At 61.4% G+C, this 25,298-nt stretch carries 21 protein-coding genes and 4 pseudogenes; 9 read left to right on the top strand and 16 right to left on the bottom strand.

Annotation, left to right across the window (positions count from 1 at the left end):
• Positions 1-54 precede the first annotated feature (54 nt).
• Positions 55-474: a hypothetical protein gene (locus P6U16_RS05290; RefSeq protein ID WP_277702884.1), complete on the top strand. Its 420-nt coding sequence runs from the start codon at positions 55-57 to the stop codon at positions 472-474.
• A gap of 30 nt (positions 475-504) precedes the next feature.
• Here the strand turns inward: P6U16_RS05290 and P6U16_RS05295 are convergent.
• The 4 genes and pseudogenes from P6U16_RS05295 to P6U16_RS05310 all read right to left on the bottom strand — a co-directional run bounded on the left by P6U16_RS05295 (position 505) and on the right by P6U16_RS05310 (position 5,487).
• Positions 505-698 (bottom strand): annotated as a pseudogene (locus tag P6U16_RS05295) (type II toxin-antitoxin system HicA family toxin).
• Between the two features lie 6 nt (positions 699-704).
• On the bottom strand, positions 705-947 hold the full coding sequence (locus P6U16_RS05300; RefSeq protein ID WP_277702885.1) for a DUF1902 domain-containing protein: 243 nt from the start codon (positions 945-947) through the stop codon (positions 705-707).
• A gap of 73 nt (positions 948-1,020) precedes the next feature.
• Positions 1,021-3,686 (bottom strand): annotated as a pseudogene (gene ppdK, locus P6U16_RS05305) (pyruvate, phosphate dikinase).
• Positions 3,687-3,861: 175 nt separating this feature from the next.
• Positions 3,862-5,487 carry a diguanylate cyclase gene (locus P6U16_RS05310; protein ID WP_277702886.1) on the bottom strand — a complete coding sequence of 542 codons (1,626 nt, stop codon included), beginning with the start codon at positions 5,485-5,487 and terminating at the stop codon, positions 3,862-3,864.
• A 229-nt stretch (positions 5,488-5,716) separates the two neighbouring features.
• Here P6U16_RS05310 and P6U16_RS05315 point away from each other — a divergent pair, with 229 nt between their 5' ends.
• A complete protein-coding gene (locus P6U16_RS05315) occupies positions 5,717-7,561 on the top strand; it encodes a caspase family protein (RefSeq protein WP_277702887.1) in 1,845 nt (614 codons plus the stop codon).
• Positions 7,562-7,686: 125 nt separating this feature from the next.
• Here P6U16_RS05315 and P6U16_RS05320 read toward each other — a convergent pair whose 3' ends face one another.
• The 5 genes and pseudogenes from P6U16_RS05320 to P6U16_RS05340 all read right to left on the bottom strand — a co-directional run bounded on the left by P6U16_RS05320 (position 7,687) and on the right by P6U16_RS05340 (position 13,453).
• A complete protein-coding gene (locus tag P6U16_RS05320) occupies positions 7,687-8,088 on the bottom strand; it encodes a PIN domain-containing protein (protein ID WP_277702888.1) in 402 nt (133 codons plus the stop codon).
• A complete protein-coding gene (locus tag P6U16_RS05325; RefSeq protein ID WP_277702889.1) occupies positions 8,085-8,315 on the bottom strand; it encodes an AbrB/MazE/SpoVT family DNA-binding domain-containing protein in 231 nt (76 codons plus the stop codon). Before P6U16_RS05325 ends, P6U16_RS05320 begins: the two co-directional genes overlap by 4 nt.
• Positions 8,316-8,380: 65 nt before the next feature.
• Positions 8,381-11,840 (bottom strand): annotated as a pseudogene (gene smc, locus P6U16_RS05330) (chromosome segregation protein SMC).
• Between the two features lie 83 nt (positions 11,841-11,923).
• Complete coding sequence (locus tag P6U16_RS05335; protein ID WP_277704017.1) at positions 11,924-12,808, bottom strand: DsbA family protein; 885 nt, start codon at positions 12,806-12,808, stop codon at positions 11,924-11,926.
• A 138-nt stretch (positions 12,809-12,946) separates the two neighbouring features.
• Complete coding sequence (locus P6U16_RS05340; RefSeq protein WP_277704018.1) at positions 12,947-13,453, bottom strand: DUF721 domain-containing protein; 507 nt, start codon at positions 13,451-13,453, stop codon at positions 12,947-12,949.
• Between the two features lie 85 nt (positions 13,454-13,538).
• Here P6U16_RS05340 and mutY point away from each other — a divergent pair, with 85 nt between their 5' ends.
• From mutY to P6U16_RS05355, 3 genes are read left to right on the top strand one after another with little or no spacing between them, the layout of a single operon-like run.
• Positions 13,539-14,675, top strand: coding sequence for an A/G-specific adenine glycosylase (mutY, locus tag P6U16_RS05345; RefSeq protein ID WP_277702890.1), 1,137 nt, complete (start codon positions 13,539-13,541; stop codon positions 14,673-14,675).
• Complete coding sequence (locus tag P6U16_RS05350) at positions 14,672-15,289, top strand: HAD family phosphatase (protein WP_277702891.1); 618 nt, start codon at positions 14,672-14,674, stop codon at positions 15,287-15,289. Before mutY ends, P6U16_RS05350 begins: the two co-directional genes overlap by 4 nt.
• Before the next feature lie 21 nt (positions 15,290-15,310).
• A complete protein-coding gene (locus P6U16_RS05355) occupies positions 15,311-15,676 on the top strand; it encodes a nuclear transport factor 2 family protein (RefSeq protein ID WP_277702892.1) in 366 nt (121 codons plus the stop codon).
• Positions 15,677-16,137: 461 nt separating this feature from the next.
• Here P6U16_RS05355 and P6U16_RS05360 read toward each other — a convergent pair whose 3' ends face one another.
• Both P6U16_RS05360 and P6U16_RS05365 read right to left on the bottom strand, forming a co-directional pair.
• Positions 16,138-16,341 (bottom strand): hypothetical protein, encoded by a 204-nt coding sequence (locus tag P6U16_RS05360; RefSeq protein WP_277702893.1) that lies wholly within the window; start codon positions 16,339-16,341, stop codon positions 16,138-16,140.
• A gap of 237 nt (positions 16,342-16,578) precedes the next feature.
• Complete coding sequence (locus tag P6U16_RS05365) at positions 16,579-17,709, bottom strand: site-specific DNA-methyltransferase (protein WP_277702894.1); 1,131 nt, start codon at positions 17,707-17,709, stop codon at positions 16,579-16,581.
• 235 nt (positions 17,710-17,944) lie between these two features.
• On the opposite strand from P6U16_RS05365, the gene P6U16_RS05370 reads away from it, so the two are divergent.
• On the top strand, positions 17,945-19,618 hold the full coding sequence (locus P6U16_RS05370) for a VWA domain-containing protein (protein WP_277702895.1): 1,674 nt from the start codon (positions 17,945-17,947) through the stop codon (positions 19,616-19,618).
• 35 nt (positions 19,619-19,653) lie between these two features.
• Here the strand turns inward: P6U16_RS05370 and P6U16_RS05375 are convergent, their stop codons facing one another.
• Together P6U16_RS05375 and P6U16_RS05380 are read right to left on the bottom strand one after the other, a co-directional pair.
• Positions 19,654-20,019 (bottom strand): antibiotic biosynthesis monooxygenase, encoded by a 366-nt coding sequence (locus tag P6U16_RS05375; protein WP_277702896.1) that lies wholly within the window; start codon positions 20,017-20,019, stop codon positions 19,654-19,656.
• Complete coding sequence (locus P6U16_RS05380; protein ID WP_277702897.1) at positions 20,016-20,345, bottom strand: NIPSNAP family protein; 330 nt, start codon at positions 20,343-20,345, stop codon at positions 20,016-20,018. Before P6U16_RS05380 ends, P6U16_RS05375 begins: the two co-directional genes overlap by 4 nt.
• Before the next feature lie 72 nt (positions 20,346-20,417).
• On the opposite strand from P6U16_RS05380, the gene P6U16_RS05385 reads away from it, so the two are divergent.
• On the top strand, positions 20,418-21,104 hold the full coding sequence (locus P6U16_RS05385) for a metalloregulator ArsR/SmtB family transcription factor (protein ID WP_277702898.1): 687 nt from the start codon (positions 20,418-20,420) through the stop codon (positions 21,102-21,104).
• Here the strand turns inward: P6U16_RS05385 and P6U16_RS05390 are convergent.
• Entirely contained in the window at positions 21,078-21,521 is a 444-nt protein-coding gene (locus P6U16_RS05390) for a DUF1284 domain-containing protein (RefSeq protein WP_277702899.1), read from the bottom strand. The two genes, P6U16_RS05385 and P6U16_RS05390, sit on opposite strands and share 27 nt — an antisense overlap.
• A 204-nt stretch (positions 21,522-21,725) precedes the next feature.
• Here P6U16_RS05390 and P6U16_RS05395 point away from each other — a divergent pair, with 204 nt between their 5' ends.
• Complete coding sequence (locus P6U16_RS05395) at positions 21,726-22,421, top strand: HAD family phosphatase (protein WP_277702900.1); 696 nt, start codon at positions 21,726-21,728, stop codon at positions 22,419-22,421.
• A 48-nt stretch (positions 22,422-22,469) separates the two neighbouring features.
• Here P6U16_RS05395 and P6U16_RS05400 read toward each other — a convergent pair whose 3' ends face one another.
• Together P6U16_RS05400 and P6U16_RS05405 are read right to left on the bottom strand one after the other, a co-directional pair.
• Entirely contained in the window at positions 22,470-22,931 is a 462-nt protein-coding gene (locus P6U16_RS05400) for a DUF4304 domain-containing protein (RefSeq protein WP_277702901.1), read from the bottom strand.
• A 49-nt stretch (positions 22,932-22,980) separates the two neighbouring features.
• Positions 22,981-23,523, bottom strand: coding sequence for a hypothetical protein (locus P6U16_RS05405; RefSeq protein ID WP_277702902.1), 543 nt, complete (start codon positions 23,521-23,523; stop codon positions 22,981-22,983).
• Between the two features lie 364 nt (positions 23,524-23,887).
• Between P6U16_RS05405 and thrC the strand changes: the two are divergent.
• A pseudogene (thrC, locus tag P6U16_RS05410) lies at positions 23,888-25,284 on the top strand (threonine synthase).
• Positions 25,285-25,298: the final 14 nt, after the last annotated feature.

Here is a 25,298-nt window from a genome sequence, read left to right on the forward strand (position 1 = left end):
CAGGATATCGGAGCGAATGCCGGCGACGGCGCGCACCGTCAAAGGAGTGCGATCATGCTGTCATTCGAACCCGCCACGACACCGGGCGCAACCAAGCCTACCATTGTTGAGGCGACCATCGCTCAGCCGAGCCTCACAACGGCCGAACCCGGGCTGCCGATGGAACTCATCGAACTCGAACTCTCGCTGGATGGTTTTTCCGCAGGTGCCGCCGGCTTTTCCAAGCACGTGCGCAGCGCCGCCGAAGGCGTCAAGGGCGCCTTCCTGTTCGAACTTCCGGCATCCGGCCTGATTGCCGATTGTGAACGCATTGCCGTGCTGCGCATCCCCGAAGGCACAGGCAGCACCATGGCAACGATCTTCGCCTGCCTGGAAAGCGATGGCACGACGATCCGCATCGAACGACCGGACGAGACCACCGCGGGCCTGAAAAACTTCGCCGACGCTTTCGTGGATGTGCTGGAGCGGATCTGACGATCCAAATTGGCTAAATCTCGCGGCCTACTAAAATGCCTTTGGCAGGCCCGCCTGCTTGAGGGTTTCATTGGCGGTATGGCGTGACTTCATTCCATGATCGACAGTGACATGTCGCTTCGAAAGCGGGCTGAACCATATTTCATGGTCGCCTTTTCCTGACCTCGCTATTAGCATCCCGCTTTCGTCAACAACTCTTTGAGATCTCTCAAATAGCTCGACATGGGCGCTCAGAAGTGCGGATTAGGGACGCGGGAAAGGTGTTCCGACAGGACGTGGACAGGGATTTCCCTCAAATCGGAAGAAATCTCGTTCAATTCCAGCAGATCGGAAATGGCTGCCAGTATCTTCGGCTCCAGGGTCTCCATCGTGTCGGCTTCCACGGCAAGACCGTCGATATCTGAACTGGATGCAACCCAGACACGGGCTTCTTCATCCCAGGCAGCTCTCACAATGATGGACGCGTGTTTCATAGAAGCTCCCATGCGTGTTCACGACAGGTAGGATAGTGGGTCGTCCAAGTCAATTTGTCCGTCTTTTGGTCCGTCACCCCTTGCCGTTGATCGCCGCCTGTGCTGCCGCGAGGCGTGCGATCGGCACGCGGAAGGGTGAGCAGGAGACATAGTCGAGGCCGGTCTGTTCGCAGAAGCGGATCGAGGCTGGATCGCCGCCATGTTCGCCGCAGATGCCGAGCTTCAGCCCGTTCTTGGTGCGGCGGCCGCGCTCGGCGGCGATCTGGATCAGTTCGCCGACACCGTCGAAATCGAGCGAGACAAAGGGATCCTGCTCGACGATACCCTTCTGGATATAGGTATTGAGGAACTGGGCGGCATCGTCGCGCGAGATCCCGAAAGTCGTCTGCGTCAGGTCGTTGGTGCCGAAGGAGAAGAAATCGGCGCTTTCGGCGATGACATGGGCACGGAGTGCTGCGCGCGGCAGCTCGATCATCGTGCCGACGAGATATTCGATCTCGATGCCCGCCTCGCCGATCACTTCTTTCGCCACCGCGTCGATGCAGGCCTTGACGTAATCGAGCTCGGCTTTCAGCCCGACCAGCGGCACCATGATCTCAGGTACAACAGGCGCGCCAGTTTCGCGGGCGGCCTCGACGGCCGCCTCGAAGATGGCGCGGGCCTGCATTTCGCAGATTTCCGGATAGGAAATAGCGAGCCGGCAACCGCGATGGCCGAGCATCGGGTTGAACTCGTGCAGCGCATCGACCCGCTGGCGCAGGTCGGCCGGGTTCATGCCCAGAACGGCGGCGACATCGGCAATCTCCTCGTCGGTCTTCGGCAGGAACTCGTGCAGCGGCGGATCGAGCAGGCGAATGGTGACGGGAAGGCCGTGCATGATCGAGAACAGCTCGGCAAAGTCGGAGCGCTGCATCGGCAAAAGCTTGGCCAGCGCCACGCGGCGGCCGGCCTCATCGCTCGCCAGGATCATTTCGCGCATGACGTTGATGCGTTCGCCTTCGAAGAACATGTGCTCGGTGCGGCAGAGCCCGATGCCCTCGGCGCCGAAGGAGCGGGCCGCGCGGGCATCGGCCGGTGTTTCGGCATTGGTGCGCACCGTCATGCGCCGGCTCTTGTCGGCCCATTCCATGATCTTGCCGAAATCGCCCGACAGTTCCGGCTGCAGCATCGGGATTTCACCGCGCAGCACCTGGCCCGAGGAGCCGTCGATGGTGATGATATCGCCCTTCTTCAGCGTCGTTCCGGCGGCAATCAAAAGTTCGTTGCGCAGGTCGACGCGGATATTGCCGGCGCCGGAGACGCAAGGGATGCCCATGCCGCGGGCAACGACGGCCGCATGGCTGGTCATGCCGCCGCGCGAGGTCAGGATACCTTCGGCCGCGTGCATGCCATGAATATCCTCCGGACTCGTCTCGACGCGCACGAGGATGACCTTGCGGCCTTCCTTTTCGGCGAGCACTGCCTCTTCGGACGTGAAGACGATCTCGCCGGTGGCAGCCCCGGAGAGGCCGGCAGTCCGGAGCCGATGATATCGCGCCTGGCGCGCGGGTCGATCGTCGGATGCAGCAACTGGTCGAGCGAGGCCGGGTCGATGCGGGTAACGGCCTGGTGCCGCGTGATCAGCTTGGCATCAGCCATGTCGACGGCGATCTTCAGCGCCGCCTTGGCGGTGCGCTTGCCGGAGCGGGTCTGCAGCATCCAGAGCGTGCCGCGCTCGATGGTGAACTCCAGGTCCTGCATGTCCTTGTAATGGGCCTCGAGCGTATCGCAGATGGTGCGAAACTCCTCGAAGGCTTCCGGCATCAGCTTTTCCAGCGATGGCTTGTCGGAGCCGGAGGCGAGTCGGGAGGCTTCGGTGATGTTCTGCGGCGTGCGGATGCCGGCCACGACGTCCTCGCCCTGGGCATTGACCAGGAACTCGCCGTAAAGCTCGTTTTCACCGGTCGACGGATTGCGAGTGAAGGCGACGCCGGTGGCCGACGAATTGCCGAGATTGCCGAAGACCATGGCCTGGACGTTGACGGCCGTTCCCCATTCGGCGGGAATGTTATGAAGATGACGGTAGGTGACGGCGCGGGCATTCATCCAGCTGGCGAAGACAGCACCGATCGCACCCCAGAGCTGGACTTCCGGATCCTGCGGGAAACTCTCGCCAATTTCCTCCTCGATAGCCCGCTTGTAGAGCGAAATCACATGCTGCCATTCGACGGCGGAGAGTTCAGTATCCTGGCCGTGGCCCAGCCTGCCCTTCTCGTCTTCCAGGATTTCCTCGAAAACCTCGTGGTCCAGGCCCATGACGACATCGCCATACATCTGGATGAAGCGGCGATAGCTGTCCCAGGCAAAACGCGCATCGCCGGAATCATGGCCGAGCGCCTGCACGGAACGATCGTTGAGGCCAAGATTGAGAACGGTATCCATCATTCCCGGCATCGAAGCGCGGGCGCCGGAGCGCACGGACAGAAGCAGCGGGTGCTGGTTGTCGCCGAAGACACGACCCGTAATCTTCTCGATCCCGTTTATGCCAGTGCGAACCTGCGCTTTCAGATCATCCGGGATCGTGCGGCCGTTCTTGTAATAACCGGCGCAGGCCTCCGTGATGATCGTGAGGCCCGGTGGCACCGGCAGGCCGAGATTGCACATCTCCGCCAAATTTGCGCCCTTGCCTCCCAGAAGATCGCGATCGGCCGAAGCCCCCTCGGCCTTCCCACCGCCGAAGGTATAAACCCACTTGGTCATTCCTGTTCTCCACCCAAAACAGTTCGTCCAGACGCTACAGTATATGCAACGCGTTGGAAATCCATCGGGCGAAGATTATTGCTGCATTGCACCAAAATTTCGACCACATTGCCGCAATGCACATAATGTGCGGAAAACGCCGGTACGCGAAGCATGTGTCTAATTTAGGCTGCGCTCAGGCCGCGGACCGGCGCCAAGTGTTCTTGCCGGCAGCCTTCGCCTCATAGAGCGCGGTATCGGCAGCGCTCATCAGTCCGTCGGGGTCAATGCCATTGCCCGGCGCAACAGCAATGCCGATGCTGGCGCTGATGTCGATCTGGCGGTCACCGATACTGAATGGCTGGCACAGCGCCTGTATACAGCGCTGCGCCACATGCTCGGCAGCCTGGACCGAGGCATGCTGGAGAATGGCGAATTCATCACCGCCGAGCCGCGCCACCAGATCCCCCGTACGCAGGACGGCGCTCAATCGCTGCGCCACCTGCTTGAGCAAGTCATCGCCGGTCGCATGGCCGAACGTGTCGTTGACCGGCTTGAATCCATCCAGGTCGAGGTAAAGCACCGCGGTCTCCTGCCCGCTCAGCGTCGCCTGGCCCAGCGCCGTTTCCAGCGCCTGGCGGAACCGCATGCGGTTCGGCAGGCCGGTCAGCGGATCGTGATTGGCAAGATGCGTCGCATGCGCCTCGGCGTGGATCCGGTCGCTGACATCGGCAATCGTCAGAAGCAGGCGGCGATTCGAACCTTCGTTGAGGAAGCGGACATAGATGAGGACATGCCGCTCCTCGCCACCCGCCGTACGATGCCGCCAGACGGTGCGCGCTTCGCACTCAACATCAAGGCCCAGAAGCGTCTTGCCGAAACGCGCGCCCTCTTCACCGACATGCAAATCGGTCACCACCTTCGACAAAAGATCGGTGCGGCTGAAGCCATAAAGCGCGATTGCTGCTTCGTTGACGGCGAGGATGGCAAGCGTGCCGACCTCACAGAGCATCATCGGCATGGGATTGGCATCAAACAATTGCCGCATGGATTCTTCGCGGCGTTTCAGGTCGGTGATATCGATGCGCATGCCGATGGCGCCGCCATCGGGCGTGCGACGATCGTCATGGCGCACCCAGCGGCCGTCGCGCAGCATTTGTTCGTCCTGCGAAGAAAGCTGCGCATGTTTCTTCATCCGCTCTTCGATCCAGCTTTCCGGATCTTCGATCTGTTCCGGCATGTCGCCGCTGTCCAGGCTGATGCGCAGAATGTCGCGAAACGAAACCCCCGCCTGCAGATGCGGGGCAATTTCTGGATAGAGCGCGGCGTATTTCTCGTTCCAGAGCACATATCTATCTTCTGCATCGAAGACACAGGCGGCTTGGGGCAGCATGTCGATAATGAAGCCGAGCCGACGATGCGCGGCTTCCGCCTCGGCCAGGATCTGCTCATTCTGCCGCTCAAGCTCCACACGCATCGAATCCAGGGCCCGCTCATCGATCAGGTCACGGATCACGACCCCGGTGAGCACAGCACCCTCGCGTTCCCAACGCACCAACGAAAGCTCGACAGGAATGGCGCTGCCATCATGGCGCAGCAGGATCGTCTCGCGCCGGAACGATTTGGCCTGCGTTGCCGACAGCGCGTGCCATTGCGGAAGGAGACGCGACACCGGCGTGCGGGCCAGCGCCGGCCCGGCGCCGGCAATGGCGCAGACGGCCTCGTTGGCGAACAGGATGATGCCGCCGCCGTTGACACACAGGCAGGCGGACGGCACGGCTCCGAGAAACACCAGTGCATCTGCGCTTGTGAAGTCCGTCAATTCGCACCTTCCCCGCCCCGCAAACCCGCAGAACGATTGCGCATCGTGCCCCAAGAACGAAAAGATTGTGTTACCGGGGCGAAGGAGCAAACAGAAGCACCACAAGGAACTGGAGTGGCGGCAAAGGGGCTTTGCGGCGGCGGATCGGACAGGTAACATGAAGCATAGCTTATGAAGACGCGGGCCAGAATTTTTTGCGGCTACCGAGCGTTTCACAGGAGCGATCACAATGGCCAGAGGTGAGGAAATGCCGAAATTTTTCCGTCTGCTGCTCTGGTTGATCTTCGCCACGGCTATCGCTCCACATGCAGACGCGGCCGGTGAGACAAAACGGCTCGCGCTGGTGATCGGCAATTCGACATATGAAGTTGCGGGTGGATTGCCGAACGCCGCGCGCGATGCGACCGCATTTGGCCGTTTCCTGTCGTCGCAGGGGTTCGAGGTCGATGTCGTAACCAACGCCAGCCGGCGCGAGATGGCGAGTGCCGTCTCGCGATTCTCCAAGACGATCGGGCCGCAGGATGTGGCGCTGCTCTATTTCGCCGGACATGGCATGCAGCTTCATGGGGAAAACTATCTCGTTGGTATCGATGCGCATCTTGACAGCGAACTGGATGTTTCGGCCGAGGCACTCGCGCTGAGCGATGTTATCGGTTCCGTGGAAAAGAAGGCGAAGATTGCACTGTTCTTTCTCGACGCCTGCCGCAACAACCCGCTTGCCAACCGCCTGAACGAACAGGTCGAGGGTGTCACCCGCAGCCTGGCAACGAGGGGTTTAGCGCCGGTGAACACCGAAGCTGCAGGCACGATGGTGGCATTTGCCGCCGCGCCCGGCCAGGTCGCGGCGGATGGCAGCGGCGATAACTCACCCTTTACGACAGCACTCATCGACAATCTCGCCGGTCCCGGGCTGGAAATTGGCACCGCGTTCAAACGCGTCATCCGCGATGTGCGCAGCACGACTGCCGGCAAACAATCGCCGCAGATCCTGTCGTCGCTGGCTCTGGAATTCTATTTCAACGCCAGCCTGCCCGCAGAGGCAAAATCCATTCCGAGCGAGACGATCGAGACGCCGGTGCAACCCACCACCAGCACTGATGCGGCCGCAGTAGAAGTGGACTTCCGCAAGGCGCTTCGCATCAATACGGCGCGCATCTGGACCTTTTTCCTGGCCAAACACAAGACCGGCGAACAGGCGTCGATGGCACGCCAGTTTCTGTCTCAGATGCAGCAGACAACGACGACGACAAAATCGCTGACACCGGAGCAGCGGGAAAATCTTCTCACGCAGAACAATGGCAAGCGCCGCGAAATTCAGCTTGCCCTGGCGAGCAAAGGTTTCGACCCCGGCACCGCCGATGGCGCGTTCGGGCAGAAGACGCGCAACGCGCTGTCCAGCTATCAGCTATCCATCGGTATCGCGCCGACGGGATATGTCACCGACATTACCGCGGAAAAGCTCGGCCTGAAGCTTCCGCAAGCACAAGGAGAAGACGGGCTCTATTCCTCTTCCATTGCCCGGATATACAAGCCGGAGGATTTCGAGGGACTCGAAACGGATCCCCACATTCTCAAAGCAGCCGCCTGTGCGCCATTCTTCGCCAAAATCTACGGCCGTTTCCAGAACCACGTCTATGTTCTGCTCAAGGGCAGCATTATCACGCGGAACTCTGCATCCCTGATGGCCAAGAAATGCGGCGGCTATCTCGCGGCTATTGGCTCGGCTGCCGAGAACAAGTTCATCGCATCGCTGATGAACGGCGATCAGAACCTGTTTTCGCTCTACTACGACAAAAAATACGGCGTTACGGCAAAGATGGGGGCTTGGATCGGACTGGTGCAGCTTCCTGCATCGAAGGAACCGAAAGGTGGATGGGCATGGGAGAACGGGGAACCGCTAACCTATACGAACTGGGATTCGGGCAAGCCGAACGAAGGCAAAACCGGCGATAATTTCGGGATGTTCTTCGCCGAATTCAGCGGCAAGCGGGATGCCAGAACCCTCGACGTGCAGGGCTGGGACGACATGGGTCCCAGTGACAGGACAGCCTCGTTCGTCGTGGAGATCGAATAAGGTGGCAAGAGCGAGACCTTGCAGCGAAAATACGTCAGTAGAATTTGGTGGCACAAGCGCCGCTTGGCCGTTCTCGCGGTTGTGAGGCTGATTGCGCCCCTGCTACGCCCCGCTTCGTCTTGTCTCTACACCGTCTCCAGAAACGGGTTCCTGATGGTCACCCGACCGAAGGCGCGGCCGTGCTGCATGTCTTCGCTGAACAGCGTGTCGCAGCCAGCTTCGATGGCGGCTGCGACGATGAGGGCATCGTAGATGGTGAGGCCATGATCGCGGGCGAGCGGCAGGGCGGCGGCGTGAAATTGGGCGGTGAGTGGGACGATATCGTCAAGCGCAATATGAAAGTGCTTGAGTGCCAACTCGATCGTGTTCCAATCATGCCGCAGTTTCCGGCGCACGACGTGCACGAACTCGTTTAATACCTGAACGCTGACAATGCCGCCCTGTCGCAGACAGGCGGCGGCAGGTATCTTTTTCGGATCATCCGATACGAGGTAGACGAGAACATTCGTGTCAAAGAACGCCTTCACCGTTCATTGGCCTCTTCCCTGTCGAATTTATAGTCGGGAGGAAGCGGCAGATTGAGAGACGCAAGCGCGGCCAAGGCTGCCTCGCGACGATCATCCTTTTTAATGATCAGCGTCTTCCCGGCACCGTTCACAAGATCGATCTCGTCGCCCTCGACCAGACCCATCTGCTCGACAAGCTTCTTGGGCAGTCGTACGGCCAGGCTGTTGCCCCATTTCGAGACTTGCATACAAACCTCCGTGATCTACTTTCGACGATTGTATATCATATATGCTTGATACCGACAATCGATCCTCAGACTGCCTCACGCAGTTGCTCAGCCGTCTGCAGATCCACAGAGACCAATTGGCTGACCCCCTGCTCTGCCATGGTCACGCCGAAGAGGCGGTTCATGCGGGCCATGGTGATGGGGTTGTGGGTGATGATGACGAAGCGGGTTTCGGTCGAGGCCGCCATTTCGTCCATCAGGTTGCAGTAGCGCTCGACATTGTGGTCGTCAAGTGGCGCATCGACCTCGTCGAGCACGCAGATCGGCGCCGGATTGGTGAGGAAGACGGCAAAGATCAGCGCCATGGCCGTCAACGCCTGCTCGCCGCCGGACAAGAGCGTCATTGTCTGGGGCTTCTTGCCGGGCGGGCGGGCGAGGATTTCAAGGCCGGCATCGAGCGGATCGTCGCTTTCGATCAGCTGCAATTCGGCCGTGCCGCCGCCGAAGAGATGGGTAAACAGCCGCTGGAACTGGACGTTGACGATGTCGAAGGCGGCCAGCAGCCGCTCGCGACCCTCGCGGTTGAGGCTCTGGATGGCCGCACGCAGCTTGCGGATTGCGTCGATGACATCCTCGCGCTCCTTGATCAGGGCAGCGAGCTTGTCAGACAGTTCCTTCTGCTCTTCTTCCGCGCGCAAATTGACGGCACCGAGCCGCTCCCGCTCGATCTTCAGCCGTTCCAGTTCGCGTTCGATGGCGCGCATCTCCGGCAGGTCCTGATCGACGGCAAGGCCGGTCAGGCGCAGGACCTCGGGCGGTGCGCAGTTCAGCGTCTGGCGGATCGCGCCCTCGGTCTCGACGCGTTTTTCGCGGGCGGACACCAGCCGCTCCTCGGCGCGGCCACGTTTTCCCGGACCTCGGCCAGCTGCGACAGGGCCGTTGCGGCATTGCGGTCGGCGTCGCGCTGACGGCTTTCCGCCTCCGCCAACCGGTCGGCGGCAGCGCGGCGTGCGGTCTCCATATTGGTCAGTTCACTCATCAAGGCGCGGCGCTTTTCGTCAAATTCATCCGGCGCGTCCATCAGCGCCTCCACCTCGTCGCGGGCTTCCGCCTCGCGGTCGCGCAGCGTGGCGATGTGTTCTCCGGCGCTCGCCGCGCGGGCGTTCCAGGTCTGGCGCTCAGCGGCAATCGCGGTCAGCCGGCGCTGCCGCGCCTCGTTTTCGCGGGCAAGACCATCATGGGCGGCACGCGCCTCGGCGACAGTGGCGCGATCCTGCGCCACCTCGAGAGCCGCATGTCTGAGGCGCATTTCGAGATCGGCCAGATCCGGCGCATCCTCCAGCGCCTCGCGCGCGCCTTCCATTTGCTCGCCCAGTTCCTCAAGCTGCAGCTCCATCTGGCTGCGGGTCTCCGCCAGAACGGCGCGACGACGCACCAGATCGCCGGAGGCGCGCTCGGCAGCCGCCAGCGCATCGCGGGCTTCCGCCACCTTGCGGGCCATCAGCCGCTGCGCATCGCGGGCGTGGCGCAGGCGCTCATCCTGGCTACGAATGGCGGCCGTTGCCTTGGCAAGCTCAGCCTCGCGCCGGTCGAGTTCCGCCTGCGCATCCTCGACCTGGACATCAAGTTCCGCGAGGCGGTTCCTCTGGGCCAGCCGCAGGGCTGCGGCGCTCGGTGCATCGGCACCGGTGACATGGCCGTCCCAGCGCCAGACCGCGCCATCGCGCGTCACCAGCCTCTGGCCGGTCCGCAACTGCGGCATCAGGGTTTCGGCTGCAGCATCATCGGCAACGATGCCGATCTGGCGCAGCGCGCGGGAAAGCTCCGGCGGCGCACGGACATAATCGGCAAGCGGGGTCGCTCCTGCCGGCAGGACGGCATCGTCCGCCTCTCCCGGCATGCGCCAATGGGCGGGCGCCGAAGGATCAAGCGGTGAATCGAGATCGTCGCCAAGGGCGGCGCCCAAGGCCGTCTCGAAACCACGATCGACCTTGATGTCATCGACCACCGGCGGCGAGGCGCCCTGCACCGTTGAGGCATCGAGCATGCGGCGGATGGTTCGGGCCTCGGTCTCGATACCGTTCAGCTGCGCGCGGGCGGCATCGACCGGCGGGCGGGCGGCGGATTCCGTCCGGCGAGCAGCGGCAAGCGCTTCCTCGACGGACATGATCGCGGCGTCGGCGTCCTCGAGCGCGGCCTCGGCAGACTCGACCTCTTCGCGTTTTGCCTCCGGATCCGGCAGCACGGCAATCTGCCGGTCGAGCTCTTCCAGGTCGCGGCTCTGGTCGCCCAATTGCCTGACAAGCCGGCCCTGCCGCTCGGTGAGATCGCGGATGGTTTTTCCAGCTGGTTGCGCGTCGCCTGCACCTCTGCGCGCTCCGCCGTCAAAAGGTTCGACTGGCGCTCGCTTTCGGCCAGTTTCTCGCTGACATCGCCCAGCCGCTCCTGCGCTTCCACGGCCCGGTCGTCGGCTTCGGCCAGCGTCTCCAAAAGCGCGGCCTCTTCCTCATCGAGACGGGCGAGAATGCCGGCATTGTCGGCAATCATGCGCTCCTCGCGCAGGATGTCCTCAGCCAATTGCGAAAGCCGGCGCTGCAACTCGTCGCGACGGCGCAGCGTCCGGCCGGCATCTTCCTCAAGCTGCGCCTTGGCGATCTGCAGGCGCTGCAGGCCAGCCGCAACGCGGGCCTCGTCCTCGCGCAGTTCCGGCAGCTTGAGGCTGGCAATGGCCTGCGCCTTGGCCGCCTCCATCTGCTCCTGGGCTTTCTCGGCAACCAGCGAAGTGATCTGATTTAGCTGGCTGTCGGCCTCGCCTTCCGCCTGCTTGGCCTGGACCCAGCGGATATGCAGCAGCATCGCCTCGTGCCGGCGGATATCGGCCGATAGCATCTTGAAGCGATTGGCCTGGCGCGCCTGGCGCTTCAGGCTCTCGATCTGGCTTTCAAGCTGCGAGGTAACATCATCCAGCCGCTCGAGATTGGTCTCGGCGCCCTTCAGCCGCAATTCGGCTTCATGACGACGCGAATGCAGGCCGGAAATGCCGGCCGCTTCTTCGAGCAACTGCCGGCGGGCCTGCGGTTTTGCCGCAATCAGCTCGCCGATCCGGCCCTGGCCGACCATGGACGGCGAGCGCGCCCCGGTCGAGGCATCGGCAAACAGAAGCTGCACATCCTTGGCCCGGGCTTCCTTGCCGTTGATGCGATAGACCGAGCCGTTTTCCCGCTCGATCCGCCGCGTCACCTGGATTTCATCGCTGTCGTTGAAGGCGGCAGGCGCGGTGCGATCGGAATTGTCGAGATAAAGGCCAACTTCGGCGGTGTTTCGCGCCGGGCGATTGCCGGATCCGGAAAAGATCACGTCGTCCATGCCGGACGCCCGCATGTTCTTGTAGGAATTCTCCCCCATCACCCAGCGCAGCGCCTCGACAAGGTTCGACTTGCCGCACCCATTCGGCCCGACAACGCCGGTCAGGCCGCGCTCGATCACAAATTCGGTGGGCTCGACGAAGGATTTGAAGCCGAGAAGACGGAGACGGTTGAATTTCATGCGGCCACCCTCCCCTCAAGGGGAGGTAATAAAAAACGGGCGCACTAAGGCGCCCGTCGATTGTCCGGAGGGGACGCGAAGGATCAGAGCATCGTGTCGATAAGGGCCGACATGGTGTCAACCGACATGTCTCCAGAATATTTCTTGCCATTGACGAAGAAGGTCGGGGTCGAGGCGACACCGTAATCCTTGGCGCCCTTCTGCATCGTGGCATTCACATCATCCAGAAGCTTCTGGTTCGTCAAGCAGCTCTCGAAGCTCTCCTGTGTAAAACCGGCGAGTTTCGACATCTGCAGCAAAGCTTCGCGACCATTGGGGGCGGCAGCCCACTGTTCCTGCTGTTTCATCAGCATCGAAACCATCGGGAAATACTGGCCTTCCGGAGCGCAGCGCGCCAGCATGAAGGCGGCAGCAGCCCGTGGATCGAACGGGAATTCGCGCACGACGAAACGCACCTTGCCGCTATCGACATATTTCGTCTTGATGGCATCGAAGGTGTTGTTGTGGAAGGCCGCGCAATGCGGGCAGGTCATCGACATATATTCGACGATCGTAACTGGCGCATTGGCCTCGCCGATTGCCATTTCCGGCAGCGGGCCGGGTGCCATCAGCGCCGCGACATCAACCTCGCCTTCGGATACGGGAAGCTCAACCTTGCCGGCCGGTGCGGCGGCCTGGGCCATCTGGGTCTGGCCGGCTTCTGCCGTTGCCGGTGTCGTCGTGCTTGCAGTCGAGGCTGTGGTTACCGCATCGACCGGCTTGGTGTCGGCCTGCGTGGCCGCCATCATCGAGCCGCCGGTGTTGACGACGGTCTTCGTCGCAGTGTCGGTGGTTTCCATCGCCGGCGTGGTGGATGTGGAAGCGGCTTCCTTATTTTCATCGCTGCAGGCAGACAGCGTCACGGCGAGCGCTGCCAGTGCAACACCGCCCAGAAGGCGCTTGCCCAGAGAAGTCTTAAAAGGGCTCATTTCGGAAAGGGACATGGAATCACCTGGGTCAAGGGCTGAAATGGAGGTATTGCAAATCCGATAACTTGCCTTATCGGCGGTCACAAGCGTTACTCGCTGGGAAGAGGTCAAACAATTGTGACCACTTGATGATCGCGGTCATTTTTTACCCTGCGACATCACCGCCGTGCCGAGCCGGGTGAGCGCCGCCTTCAGCGCGTCGCTTTCGATGCCGCCGATCATGGCGTCGAGCTTGCGAGCGGGTTCGCCGGTCAGCGGCCTTGGCTTGAAGTTGGGCTTGCGGGGTGCTGACACCGGCTTCTGTACGATGCGGATCTGGTTGATCGCCGGGAAACCGAAGAAGCCGTTGATCCGCTGGATAAGCTCGCCCTGCGCATGGGTCAGGAACAGCGCGCGCGCGCCTTCGCAGGCAATCGTCAGCACGCCCGGCAGATAGCCGCCGTCCTGCCCGCTTTCGGACGCCCTGCGCTGCCAGGCGATCTTTTCCGGCCGGGTGCAATCGGCAAAGTCCTCGCCGGCGATCTCATCCCAGGAACCAAGCAAAAGCGTGTTGATGCCGGCGCGCTTGGCGAGCAGCGGATCGATCAGGCCGTTGGCGACTTCGCTGATCTGGACGACGCCCCTGCACGTATAGGGTTGCTTCAAGAGAAGGACTTCCGGTTTTGTTTTAAAGCCTTGAAGGAAGGCGAACACTTCGCCAAGTATAGGATACAAACCAACCTTCCGGCAAATGATGACAACGATTTCGAAAGCGGCAGGCGCCGCCGCCCTGCTTCTTTCCTGGTATGACAGGCATCACCGCGATCTGCCGTGGCGGATTTCACCCGTGATGGCAGCGCGTGGCATGCACCCTGATCCCTATCACATCTGGCTTTCCGAAGTGATGTTGCAGCAGACGACGGTGCAGGCGGTCAAAGCCTATTTCGAGAAATTCCGCAGGCTCTGGCCGACCGTCGCCGATCTGGCGGTTGCCGACACCGAAGAGGTCATGAAAGCCTGGGCGGGGCTCGGTTATTATGCCCGGGCGCGTAACCTGAAGAAATGCGCGGAGGCCGTCGCGCGCGATCATGGCGGCCGGTTTCCGGAAACGGAGGAAGGCTTGAAAGCGCTTCCGGGGATCGGCGACTACACCGCCGCAGCCGTCGCCGCCATCGCCTTCAACCGGCAGAGCGCCGTGCTCGACGGCAATGTTGAGCGGGTGATCTCGCGGCTTCATGCGATCGAAACACCCCTGCCCGCCGCCAAGCCGCAGATGCGGATGCTGGTAGCCGAGATGACGCCGCAGGACCGGCCGGGGGACTTTGCGCAGGGCATGATGGATCTCGGCGCAACGATCTGCACGCCGAAGCGCCCGGCCTGTGCGCTCTGTCCGCTGAACGATCACTGCCTGGCCCTGAAGACTGCGGATCCGGAAACTTTTCCGCGCAAGGCCGCAAAGAAGGACAAGCCGCTGCGTGTCGGTGCCGCCTTCGTCGCGGTGGATCAATCCGGCGCCGTCTATCTGCGCAAGCGCGCCGAGACAGGCCTGCTTGGCGGCATGACGGAGGTGCCCGGCACCGCCTGGACATCGCGGGTCGACGGCGACAATTCGATCGAGGCAAAACCCTTTCCGGCGCAATGGCATGCCTGCGGCGCCATCAGTCATGTGTTCACGCATTTCGAATTGCGCCTGTCCGTCCATAGCGCCACGGTCGCACGCTCGGCGCAGATGATTGGTAGCGGCGAAAACGGCTGGTGGGAGCCCGCCGAAACGCTCGGTGCCCAGGCACTGCCGACGGTCATGAAAAAGGCAATTGCCCAGGCTATACCGCATGCTTTCAAAGACGGTGCGGAGCCGAAAAGACAGGTGAGGAAAACCGCGACATGAGCAGCATCGATATCCAGCACATCGTCTTCGACATCGGCAAGGTGCTGATTCACTACGACCCGCATCTGCCGTTTTCGCGGATCATTCCTGACGATGCCGAGCGCAACTGGTTCTTTGCCAATGTCTGCACCCATGACTGGAACCTCGAACAGGATCGCGGCCGCAGCTGGCAGGAGGCCGAGGCGCTGCTGATCGCTGATCACCCCGAGCGCGAGGAACAGATCCGCGGCTTCCGCAAATGCTGGCATGAGATGGTGCCGCATGCCTATGTCGAGAGCGTCTCGATCATGGAAAGCCTGATCGCCAAGGGCCACGACGTCACCATGCTGACGAATTTTGCCGCCGACACGTTTCGGCATGCGCAGACGCTGTTTCCTTTCCTCACCCTACCACGCGGCGTCACCGTTTCGGGCGAGGTTGGCCTGATCAAGCCCGATCCGCAGATCTACCAACTACATGCGCAGACCTTCGATCTCGATCCAGCCGCGACGATCTTCATCGACGACAGCCTGCCGAATGTCGAAGGCGCGCGCGCCGCCGGCTGGCATGCGGTGCATTTCACCGACGCGCAGACGTTGCAGAAGGACCTTGGCCGCCACGGCATCCCGATCTGAACGGTGCAAAAGGAAGAGATCATGACCTATGACCCAGCCGAGCTTCTGATCCGCTACCACGACGCGATCAACGCGCTGGATTTTGCGGCGATCGAGGCTTTCTTTGTCGACAACGCGACATACTCCTCCGGTAAGATCGGCGCGGTCGAGGGCAAGGCGGTAATCCTTTCCGGCTTCCGCCGCTATTTCGACGAATATCCCGATCAGGTGGCGCGCGACAGCCTCGTGGAGACGGTTTCGCGCAATGCGGCCCGCGCCGTCTGGCATCTGGAAGCGACGAGTACCATCACGGGCGAGCGCCTGGTGCGCGACGGCGAGGAAACCATTACCTTCGACGCCGACGGACGCATCCTTAAGGTCGAGGTCACGGACTACGCGACGGTCTGAAACCGTTCATCAAACACTGCTGTCGGGCCAGCGATCTCACTTGGTCAATCACCGCGAAGTAGACGCCCGGGGCTCTCGCGAACCCCGGGCGCTTATGTTCTTGCCCGGGACTGAAGGTACAAAAACCGCACAAGAATTTATGACTTGCCGACAGAGGACCGAAGCAGCACTTGCGTGGTTGATCACGACTGCCCGACCCATAGCGATAGTAGGGGAAAGATGGTTAAGAGGGTCTAAAAGACCTTCACGTCGCCGACAATTTCGATGGCCAGAGTTTTTGCTGCGCGCAGCAAAGCGGCGCGAACCCAAATCGGAACATTGCGGCTGACTCGCCCCTGGTTCCGGACCGCAGTATAGCAATCCGTGTGCCCTTCCGGCAGGCCCGGAAAGGCGAAGTGGGAGGACCGGCACAACCCTTCGCCGAAGCGAGTTCGCCATGGAGCCCCTTCACCAACCTTCGTTCAGGAGATGCGGCGATTGTTCGACATTGCTGCCGATGCTTCGATGAGGGATGCGGCAATGGCTCTCGCCAGCAGCAAGCCGTTTTCGCGGATGGCATTGTGATCGAAACTGCGGGCGGATTTGGCGAGGTCCATGCCTTCGCGCTGCAGGATCTGCTGCGCCCGATAGATGGCCCAGTTATTGACGTCATCGCGCTCGTTCATGGCGCTTCCCCCAGGCTAAATCATTTAGCGGTTTTGCTTCGGCTCCGAACGAAATCCGGCCTACTCGGGAACATCAAGCGAATCGCAAGAGCGTGATTCAACATGGCGCATTGGTCGCTTTTTTGAAGACTAATTTATCAACTACGAATAGTTGTTGTTTTTGGCCAAGAACCATAAACAACGACCCGCGCGAGGCAATCGCGCAGGTCGCAAACTCATACTAGCAATGAAGTAACTTCAGTTCAGCTTTGCCATATCGCTGCGGATCACCGCACGCAGGTCGTCGATCGGACGCAGGACGCCCCGTTCCTCATAGTGCCAGAAGGTCCAGCCATTGCAAGCGTCGAGCCCCTGGACCTTGGCGCCCAGGCGGTGGATAGAGCCGGCCTCGCCGCCGCTGGCAACGGTGCCGTCGGCCCTGACGATGGCGCTGTATCGGCGTTTCGCATCGGTCAGAACCGCGCCGGGCTTGATCATGCCGCTTTCGACCAGCGTGTTGAAGGCCACCCGAGGCTCGGCCTTCTTGCCGCTGAGCACAGAGAGCGTTGCCTTGCCGAGCGGCTCAACAGCAGCGATGCGCGCGTTGGCGGCATCGATATACACCTGCTCCCGCTCCACGCCGACGAAATTGCGGCCGAGACGCTTGGCAACGGCACCGGTCGTGCCCGAGCCGAAGAACGGATCGAGGATCACGTCGCCGGGCTTGCTGGATGCCATCATGATGCGGGCGAGCAGCGCTTCCGGCTTCTGCGTCGGATGCACCTTCTTGCCGTCTTCGCCCTTCAGGCGCTCGCCGCCCGAGCAGATCGGAAACAGCCAGTCGGAGCGCATCTGCACGTCGTCATTGGATGCCTTCAGCGCATCGTAGTTGAACGTGTAGCCCTTGCCCTTGGCGTTCGGCGAAGCCCAGATCAGCGTTTCATGGGCATTCTGGAACCTGCGGCCCTTGAAGTTCGGCATCGGGTTGGTCTTGCGCCAGATGATGTCGTTGAGAATCCAGAAATTCAGATCCTGCAGCGTTGCGCCGACGCGGAAGATGTTGTGGTAGGAGCCGATGACCCACAGCGTTCCGGTCGGCTTGAGGACGCGGCGAACCGCCAGCAGCCAGGCGCGGGTGAAGGCGTCATAGGCGTCGAAGGATACGAACTGGTCCCACTCATCATCGACCGCATCGACCAGCGACTGGTCGGGACGGGTCAGCGCGCCGCCGAGCTGCAGGTTGTAGGGCGGATCGGCGAAGACGACATCGACGGAGTTATCGGGAAGGGCTTCGAGGGCTGCAACGCAATCGCCCTTGAGGATGGTGTTGAGCCAGCCGGACGGACGGACGGCGCGGGAGATTTCGGCCTTTGAAACAACTGATGACATGGGCAACTCGCAATCACGCTTACTCGGAACTGATTTCAGCGCTTATGGTTACCGAACTTGGTTACCAAAGACTGAAAGCATTGCCGAATAATCGAAATATTCTCGCCGCGGCACGGATTGATGCGAATAGAACGGGCACCCGCGCCGTTAACCGAACTGTGTTTGCGAGGGCAATTGCCGTGTCTTGCGGGCCATGCGACATTGGCGGGCGCAGAGCCTTGACGGGGAGAGTGACGTGCGGTTTTCAAGCATCTTTGCCTTCGGCCTATTCATCCTGTCTTCCACGTTTGCCCAGGCAGCCGAGCGCACCATCGTGGTGCTGGATGCCTCGGGCTCGATGTGGGGACAGATCGACGGCCGTTCCAAGATCGAGATCGCCCGCGAGACGCTGGGCACGGTGCTGCAATCCGTTCCCAAGGACACGGAGCTCGGGCTGATGGTCTACGGGCATCGGGACAAGGGTTCCTGCTCGGACATCCAGCTTGTCGTGCCACCCGCAGCCGGCACCGGACAGGAGATCGCCGATTTCGTCAATACGATCACGCCGAAGGGCAAGACGCCGCTGACGCAGTCTGTGCGCGAGGCGGCGGACGCGCTGAAATACACAGAGGAAAAGGCAACCGTCGTGCTTCTGACAGACGGGCTCGAGACCTGCGAGGCCGACCCTTGCGCGCTCGCCGCCGAACTCGAGAGCAAGGGCGTGGATTTCACCGCCCATGTCGTCGGCTTCGGGCTGACGCAGGAGGAAGGCAAGCAGGTCGCCTGCCTTGCCGAAGGCACGGGCGGCCAGTATTTCCAGGCCTCGGATGCCGAACAGCTGGTCGCGGCACTTGCCGCAACCGTTGCGGCCCCGCCGGTCGTCAAGCAGAGGACCGAACCGGTTGAGCCGGTCGAGGCTGTCGAGCCGGTCAAGCTTGAGTATAACGCCATGCTCGACAGCACGCTTTCGGAAGGCGGCCCCTCGCTCGGCGATATCAACGATGTGCAGTGGAAGATCTTCAAGGCCGGCGCGGACGGCCAGCCGGAAGGCGACTACATCGCGCTCGAATACAAGGGGGCCTATACCGCGACCTATCCTGCCGGAAAATACATCGCGGAAGTGATCCTCAACAACACGATCGAACGCAAGGTGCCGTTTGAGATCAAGGATGGCGAGGTGGTAAAACCGCTCGTCAATTTTGATGCAGGTTCCGTGATCATTACGCCGAAACGCACGCCGCAGGATACGGAAGCCGACGCGAGTGCAGCCGTGGAGATCGGCTTCGACGACTATTCGACGACCTATTACGGCACCGCGAAATTCTATGCCGCAGCCGGCAGCGTGCGCCTGAAGGGCACGATCGGTCCGGCGATCGTCGAGGACACGGTCACCGTCAAGGCCGGCGAGACGGTCGAGCATGACCTCGTCATCGGCTCGGGTGTCATCGACAACAAGGCTGTTTATTCCGACGGCGGCCTGCCGGTGGAATCCTCCGCAATCTTCTTCGAGATCGTTTCGGCAACCAAGGACATCAACGGCGAACGCAAGCGCTACGGCAGCACCTATGGCACGGGAACGAAACTGGATACGCCGATCGGCGATTTCATCCTCGTCGCCCGGCTCGGCGAGGTGCAGGCGGAGACACCGTTCTCGATCAAGGCAGGCGAACGCAAGGACGTGACCGTCAATCTCAACGCCGGGGTCCTCGCGATCACTGCGCCGGGTGCGGACAAGATCGAGATTATCGCAGCGAAGAAGGACATCCAGGGAAAGCAGGATGTTCTCGTCACCACCTATGGCGTGGAATACACCGAGACCCTGCCGCCCGGCGACTATATCGTGCGCGCCAGCTATACCGGCGACGTAGCACCCAAGGAAGCGCCCGCGACGGTGAAGGCTGCCGAGCGGACGGAAGTGACGGTGCAGTAGCACGGCTGCCGGGCCGTTCGCCCGGCGCATCAAAATCAACTCAAGTCCCCTTCCCGTCCCTGGTGAAACGCGCGGCTGTCCGCAGGCGCCTCTTCCCGCTCCGTCATGCCATAGTCGCGGATGACGCCGGCGATGCGCAGGCGGTAGTCGGCGAAGGTACCGTCGCGGCCGGCCGCCTGGGCGGCGCGGTGTTCCGGCCCGTTGCGCCATGTTGCGATCGCCGCTTCGTCGCGCCAGAAGGACAGGGAGAGGATCTTGCCGGGAAATTTCAGGCTTTCGAACCGCTCGATCGACAGGAAGCCGTCGATCCTGTCGAGCCGCATGTGCAATTGCGCGGCCAGATCGAGATAGGTGTTGCGTCGGCCATAGACGGGCGTGACTTCGAAGATGACGGCAATCACAGCGACACCGTTTGCGCATGCGGGGCAGAAACGTTTTTCAGGAAAATACGGTCTTCTTTCAAGATGAAGCGCTTTTCGCGGGCGAACCGGTAGTTTTCAGCACCAAGCGGATCGGCTTTCAGGCTGGCGCGATAGGTCTCGTAAGCTGCGAGGCTTTCAATGTTGTAGACGCCGTAAGCCGTGGTCGACGAGCCCTCGTGCGGGGCGAAATAACCGATGAGATCGGCCCCGTTGCGCGGGATCGCCTGTCCCCAGTTGCGGGCATAGGTGGTGAAATCGTCCTGTGCGAACGGATCGATCTCATAGCGGATGAAGCAGGTAATCATCGAGGTCTCCTTTGTTTCGATGATGCCTTGTGCCATCTTGAATGCGCTTCATGCTTCGGTTAGCATCGAAGTATGAAAGAAGGACCGGACATAGCCCAGATCGGCGCGCTTATCGGCGACCCCGCCCGCGCCAACATGCTGACCGCCCTGATGAGCGGCAAGGCGCTGACGGCGACAGAGCTTGCCGGAACGGCGGGTATCACGCTGCAAACCGCAAGCTCGCATCTGTCGAAACTGGAAGCCGGTGGATTGATCGGCCAGCGTAAGCAGGGCCGGCACCGCTATTTCACGCTGTCGGACGACGAGGTTGGCCTTTTGCTCGAAAGCCTGATGGGCTTTGCTGCCAGCCGCGGCTTTACCCGCCACCGCACCGGCCCGAAGGACCCGGCGCTGCGCAAGGCGCGGGTCTGCTACAATCATCTGGCCGGCGACTACGGGGTGCGCATGCTCGACAGTCTTGTCGCCGAGGAAGTGATTGCCGGTGTCGGCGACGACCTGGCGTTGACGGAAGCCGGTGGTGAAAAGATGGTCGCGCTTGGCATCGATCTCTCAGCCCTGACGAAACAGCGGCGACCCGTTTGCCGCACCTGCCTCGACTGGAGCGAGCGGCGGTCGCATCTGGCCGGCTCGCTCGGCGAGGCGCTGCTTTCGATGTTTCTCGAAAAGGGATGGGCAAGACGCGAAGCCGACAGTCGCGCGATACACTTCACGGCTGCCGGCGAAAAGGCCTTTTCAGCCCTGTTCAGCGAGTCTGGCTGAAGCGACCAGAACATCTGGAAAGCCTTTGTCCGCGACGTCGGTACACAGCGGCGACCATTCGCAGCCAGTGCAGCCGGAGCGGATATCGCCGGCACGAAAGGCGTGGCGTAGCCGCGCGAGGAGATCGGCATCGGGCGTGATTAGGCTGCCCTCGACAACCGGCCTTGCCAGCAGCTGCGATACGGCAATCGCGGCCTTTTCATCGCGGTCGATGACGCTTTCCTGAAGACAGTGCTCTTCGGGAAGGCCTGCAAGCGGCGCGCAGATATCGTCCGGCCCGCAGACAATCTCGATCGTCTCTCCGCCCGAGAGCCGGGCGGCGATCCGCCGGTAATTTTCGGTGAATGCCGGCGTATAGCCCTTGCCGATGAAGGTCAGCATGCAGAGCAGATGATGGGCGCGCAGGCGGACTGTCACGTTGGAACGACCTCGTTTTTGCGGCCCCTTGAACATACGGCAGGCGGCAATCTCCGCCTTTATTGCCGCGCTGCCGGGCAGATGTCGAGGGTGCGGCAACGCATTGCATGGCAGCCACCCGTTGTTGGCGGTTGAGGTTTGAGCCGCCATCGTGTAAGTCGCGGCCATCCTCCCCAAGCGATCGCCTCAAAGGAATTTACCGGCATGACCAGCATCGACCTCATTCTTTTCGACTGCGACGGTGTTCTTGTCGATTCCGAAATCATCGCCTCGCAAGTCGATGCCGGGCTTTTGACCGAGGCCGGTTTTCCAATCAGTGCCGAGGAAATAGCCGAGCGCTTTGCCGGCATGACATGGCACAACATCCTTCTCGCCATCGAGAAGGAAGCCGACATTCCGCTTTCGGCCAACCTCATATCCAAGAACGAGGCCATCCTCGACAAGCGGCTGGCAAGCGACCTGACCATTATCGACGGCGTCAAGCCGATGCTGACGCAGATCAAGCTGCCGCACGGCATCTGCTCCAATTCGACATCGGCACGGCTGGCGATGATGCTCGGAAAAGCCGGAATCAAGGATCATTTCGGCGTGCATATCTATTCGGCCCGCGATCTCGGCGAAGACCGGGTCAAGCCGAAGCCGGACATCTACCTGCACGGCGCCAAGATGTTTGGTACCGATCCTTCGCGGGTTCTGGTGATCGAGGATTCCGTGCATGGCGTTCACGCCGCCCGTGCTGCAGGCATGCGCGTCGTCGGCTTCACCGGGGGCAGCCACACCTATCCGTCGCATGCCGACAAACTGACGGAGGCTGGCGCCGAGACGGTAATTTCGCGTATGGGCGCGCTTCCCGGCGTCATCGCCGCACTGTCGGAATGGTCGGAAGAACTGATCGCCTGAAGCCTGTTGCGCATTGAAAGCGCGAAAGACCGCTCAGAAGAGCGTCGCCTAGATTGGCCCGAAACGTCGAAGCACGCGCCTGACAATCTGCCAGGCGCCGACGGCTGTTCTCGCCACAGGGGAGAGGAAGCGCGGCTGGGCAAGGCAGGGCAATACGAAAGCCTCGATGTCGGCAAGGGCTTCGGCAATCGCAGCTTCAACCTGCCCCGGATCGTCGGGAAGATAGCGGTACCAGTGATCCTGCCGTTCTGGTCGAAGCATGCCGATGCGCATGCGCCAACGGCAGTCATGCTCGGCAACCCAGGCGTCGGGCGCCAAAAGATCGGGTGTCACGCCGACATTGACCGTGAATCGGGCGTCAAGAACGGTATTGTTGCTTGATCGCTGGAAAGAGATCACCTGGACTTCACCGTCCCGGCGCCGATTCCAGCTCTGGCCACGCCGGACGAACCCTTCGGCCTTCAGCCTCGGCGCGATCTTCCGACCAACGGCCTGTTCAAAAGCACCCATTGATGCCGTTCCGCTTCGCGCCGGACCTTCGGGTCTGGTCCGCCTTCAATCACTTCTTCTTCGAGGGCGGACCTTCGTCGAAGCCGACATAGACCTTGGCGAAATCGCCGGAACCGCCGGGCAGGACAGCGCTCTTGGTAAAGACGAACTGCGCCGTGCCCTCGGCCGGGATTTCGACCGGAAACTGGGTCAGTTCGGAATAGAGCGTATTTTGGCCATCGGTGGCGGAAACGGTGATTGGCAGGTTGACGGTGCCCGAACCGCCGACAGGCCCGGAAATGACCCGTCCCTGAACGACGATATTGACCGTCAGGCTGCTTTCGCTCTGCACGCATTGGCGGGTCGTGTCGGCAAGCGAGGCCTGGTAGATGATCTGCGTCGGATCGTCCTTGGCGCCCTTGGCATAGGTACGGTAGGTCGACGTTCCGTCACGCAGGTATATTTGCGGACATGTCCCCTGGATCACCGCCGGCGTCGGAGCGGTGGCATTGCCGCCGGCATCGATGGCGCCGCCCGTATCCGTTTTGTTACAACCCGCGACGAGCGCAAGAAGTGAAATACCGAGAAGACGGCTGGAAACTTTACCAAACACGTGACGTGACCCCTGCTTTCGCCTTGAACGCATCGTTTGAACAATCAGCCGCAAACTGCGACTTTTTCTGCCCGATGCGCCGGGCCTTTTGTCTTTCAAGACCCTTGGCGATGGTCTATAGCAGCGGCGCATGGAAAAATCGATTGGAGTCTGTGCGGCGGCAATCAAAATTTCAGCAGCCTCTGATGCGCGAAAATCCGGCTCTTCCGAAGCAAATTTAGGGAGCGCAGCGCGGGGATTCTCCTCAGCTTTGCCAGTGATTGACGCAAAGAGAACCACGTTTGCAGCACGGCTCGGCTAGGATACGGCCGAGCTGAAAAAGGCGCCAAGGCGCCGACGAACGTATGACGAAGGATGGACAAAGGTGAAGTATGTCTCGACGCGGGGCCAGGCCCTTCTCTCGGCTTCTGCGATGCCCTCATGGCCGGTCTTGGCCGCGATGGCGGGCTCTATGTCCCGGAGACATGGCCGTCCTTCTCCAAGAAGGAAATCCGCGCTTTGCGCGGCAAATCCTACCAGGACATCGCCTTCACGGTTCTGACACCCTTCGTCGGCGATGAGATCCCGGCCGACGTTTTTCGCGCGATGATCGACGAGGCGTACGCCACTTTCCGGCATCCGGCCATTGTCCCGCTCGTGCAGACCGGGCCGAATGCCTTCATCATGGAACTGTTCCACGGCTCGACGCTTGCCTTCAAGGATGTCGCCATGCAGCTTCTGGCACGGCTGATGGATCACGTGCTGACGGAGCGCGGCGAACGCGCAACCATCGTCGGCGCGACATCCGGCGATACAGGGGGCGCTGCGATAGACGCCTTTGCCGGGCGCGAGCGCACCGACATCTTCATCCTGTTCCCGCATGGCAAGGTTTCGCCGGTGCAGCAGCACCAGATGACCACATCGAAGGCGTCCAACGTGCATGCGGTGGCGCTCAACGGCAATTTCGACGACTGCCAGAACCTCGTCAAGGCGATGTTCAATGACACGTCGTTTCGCGACGGCGTCGCACTTTCCGGGGTCAATTCGATCAACTGGGCGCGCATCATGGCGCAGATCGTCTATTACTTCACCACGGCAATTGCGCTCGGCGCCCCGGATCGCAAGGTTTCTTTCACCGTGCCGACAGGCAATTTCGGCGACATCTTTGCCGGCTACGTCGCCAAGAAAATGGGCCTGCCGATCGATCGCCTCGTCGTTGCCACCAACGAAAACGACATCCTGGCGCGGGCTCTGAAGACCGGGCGCTACGAGATGCGCGGCGTCAAGGCCACGACCTCGCCCTCCATGGACATCCAGATCTCCTCGAATTTCGAACGTCTGCTGTTCGAGGCCAACGACCGCGACGCCTCCAAGGTGCGCGCCGCCATGGAAAGCCTGACGCAGTCGGGCGGTTTCGAACTGGGTGAAACGGCGCTGAAGGCAATCCGCAAGGAATTCCGCGCCGGTCGCGCTTCGGAAAAGGAAGTTGCCAGAACCATCAGGGAAACACTTGCCGCAACCGGCTATCTACTGGATCCCCATACGGCCATCGGCGTGTTCGTCGCGGCGAAACACGAAAAACCCACCTCGCCCATGGTGACGCTTGCCACCGCCCATCCGGCAAAATTCCCGGCTGCGGTAAAATCGGCCAGTGGTATTGACCCGGCGCTTCCAACGTGGCTTGCTGATCTGATGGATAGGGAGGAGCGTTTCGACATTCTGGAGCCAGAGCTTGAAGCCGTTGAAGACTATATCAACGCGCATGCTCGCATCCGGAAATAGGAATGCAGAAAGAC

Origin of the sequence: Rhizobium sp. 32-5/1 (assembly GCF_029537235.1) — a bacterium.
Taxonomy (GTDB): domain Bacteria; phylum Pseudomonadota; class Alphaproteobacteria; order Rhizobiales; family Rhizobiaceae; genus Pararhizobium.